1 protein-coding gene is annotated in these 1,080 nt (G+C 41.8%); it reads left to right on the forward strand.

Annotated features, from left to right (window positions below):
• On the forward strand, positions 1-551 hold a 551-nt coding region (locus tag G474_RS23035), incomplete at its 5' end, for an RHS repeat-associated core domain-containing protein (protein ID WP_169729553.1).
• Positions 552-1,080 lie beyond the last annotated feature (529 nt).

Below are 1,080 nucleotides of genomic sequence, written 5' to 3' on the forward strand. Positions count from 1 at the left end.
AGTACCACGACGAAGAAACCGGACTCCACTACAACCGCCACCGCTACTACGATCCCGATTCCGGCAGGTATCTCACTCAGGATCCTATTGGGTTGAGGGGCGGGGTGAATGTTTATTCTTATGTTCCCGATCCCACTACCTGGATAGATCCTTATGGTCTATCTGGAATAATTGAAAAGGGAATCGACCTCGCCTCTCGTGCAGTTGACAAGGGAATCGATATAGCTTCCCATGCAAACAATATCTGGGGGAAATTTACAGGTTTTACTGATGGATATGAAAAAGGAAAAGAGGCAGCAATCAGAGATGAAACAGCTAGATGCAAGGCTGAAAAAGAGGCTTTGGACAAGGTAAGCAATGGAAAGGATATAAATACCGTCAGATATGAGAAAACAGCAAAAACGATTGGAAATATTGCCACAGGTCCAGTATCAGACGGGCTCGAAATTTATGACAACATACCGATGTGGATAGGATATGAGTACGGACGATACACCACTGACCTACCAAGTTGCCCAGAACTCTTGAAAGAAGGACAAGAAAATGAATAAAATTAAAATTATTGCAATGGCAACCATCTGGCTATCTAGTGTTTGTACTTTTATTTTTTTTTTCAACAAACCAATCACGCATACCGGTGCAACCATACTACCTATAATGGCCATAGCCGGGAGACTAATTTCAAGCATAATAGCAATTAAATACACCACAATACACCTGCTTGTGAAATATAAAATAGAACCAAATAAAAAACTTTTGTATACACTAATAATACCAGCATGGATAGTTTCAACAGGATTGACAAAATATATACTCGAAACAATGAAAATAGAGATTTTTACAAACAAACTACCCCACCCGTTAAACATTGCAACAGAAGCCGCCTATATAGATATATTTACAATTATGTTGTCCTCAATTTTATTAATATCAATCACGACCATATTCATGAAGATGAAGAAGAGAAGCAAAAATCATTGAGACAGCCACCCTGGCCGAGCGGGACGCCCAGCGCCAGGCTCAGGCGCGCCAGCAGCAGGACCAACAGGCCGCCGCCGATCAGGTCTGCTATCTCCTCAC

The organism is Azovibrio restrictus DSM 23866 (assembly GCF_000429665.1).
GTDB classification, from domain to species: Bacteria; Pseudomonadota; Gammaproteobacteria; order Burkholderiales; family Rhodocyclaceae; genus Azovibrio; species Azovibrio restrictus.